Origin of the sequence: Sinanaerobacter chloroacetimidivorans (assembly GCF_018128545.1) — a bacterium.
GTDB lineage: Bacteria > Bacillota > Clostridia > Peptostreptococcales > Anaerovoracaceae > Sinanaerobacter > Sinanaerobacter chloroacetimidivorans.
In genome coordinates, this window is sequence record NZ_JAGSND010000052.1 from 1 (window position 1) to 1,579 (window position 1,579).

A 1,579-nucleotide genomic window follows, 5' to 3' on the forward strand; every position below is an offset into this window, starting at 1 on the left:
GTAGACTAACTATTAAAAGTCAAGTCTCAAAATGAAAAATTTTGAATGAATTGTGGAAACGCATTTCGAATTAAACAGCACCTTGATAATTGCATGACAAAATAAGCACCCCAGAAAGCTGCTCCCAAAACTGCTATAGGCATAGCGGTTATACCTGACTGGCGAAAGGCTGATTTGTTTTCACAAGGTGAAAGATTACTCGCGTCAGTTTCTTGGTCGCGTGGGAAACGGCCACGTTGTAGGCTTTGCCTTCAGAACGCTTTTTAGCGAGGTACTGACTGAAACCTGCATCCCAATGGCAGACATATTTTGTGGCATTAAAGAGTGCGTAGCGCAGATATTTAGAGCCACGTTTCACCATTTTCGAATGTGTGGATGTCAGTTGTCCTGACTGATAAACGGAAGGTTCCAAGCCGGCAAAGGCAAGCACTTTTTCCGCCGAATTGAAATTACTGAAGTTTTCTGTTTCGGCAATGATAATAGCAGCCATGCGATATGAGATTCCGGGAATCGTCATAATCGGACTGTGAAGTTCGTCTACAATTGGGTTGATTTTCGCTTCGATCTGCTTGATCTGATCTTCCATCATTCGAATCATCTGGATGGTTTGCTGCAGTTCTAAGGATTTCACGTCGCTGTAGGAACCGATGGAGTCTTTGGCCGCATTCCGGATCTCAACGGCTTTTTCCTTTCCGTAGCGGCCCTTGGATGATGTAGAAAGAAGATTGGATAGTCTTGTAAGGTGACATTGGGATATTGCCCCTGCATTTGGCAGTTCCGAAAGTAAAGCGTATGTAGAAACCATATGCAGCGACGAAACCAACTTTTCTAACTCAGGGAAAAGGATGACGCAGAGCCTTGCGTAAGAGGTCTTGAGCCTGGCACAGTCCTGCACTAGGGAGAATCGGTATCTGGTTAGTGACTTAAGCTCACGAACGTGGTAAGATGACTGTGAGTAGGGCTTCAAGCTTTCTGTCCTAAGCATAGTCACAATCGAGTGAGCATCGACCTTATCCGTTTTCGTCTTTCTAAGGCTTAGACTTTTTCTGTAAAGATTGGTATGTAACGGATTGATTACTGTAGTTGGGAGATCATTGGCGATCAGAAACTCTAAAAGATTATCGCTGTAGTGACCAGTGGCTTCCAGCCCTACTTTCATTTTAGATGAATCACTCCCGCATTTCTTGAGATTGGTAAGCAATTCACCAAACCCCTGTTTGTTGTTGGGAATGGTGAATGTCTGGAAAAGGATCACCCCATCCGAATCAACGATAAGGCAATCGTGCTTGTCCTTGGCAACATCAATGCCGGCATAAATCATAGCAGTTCCTCCCTGAGTTTAAAATTGACACTGTTTTCTTCCACAGACCTGTTTGCCGACTGTAACCTCGTTCTAAATGAAACGTCATGCGTTATCTAACTAATTACCATTAAAGCAAACGGCTGTGGTTATAGCCTACGTGAAAACGTCATGCGTTAAGCGTCAAAAACTAATCCACAGCGTCTATAAACAGTATAGTACATATTCCGAGAACCAGAATGAGAAGAGTACTATAACTTAATAATACGAAGCGTCAAA

At 43.3% G+C, this 1,579-nt stretch carries 1 protein-coding gene; it reads right to left on the reverse strand.

Going from position 1 to position 1,579, the window contains the following annotated elements:
* Positions 1-148 precede the first annotated feature (148 nt).
* The gene (locus tag KCX82_RS22800; protein ID WP_227020736.1) at positions 149-1,321 is read right to left on the reverse strand and encodes an IS110 family RNA-guided transposase; all 1,173 of its coding nucleotides are present in this window, start codon (positions 1,319-1,321) and stop codon (positions 149-151) included.
* Between the last annotated feature and the right edge of the window lie 258 nt (positions 1,322-1,579).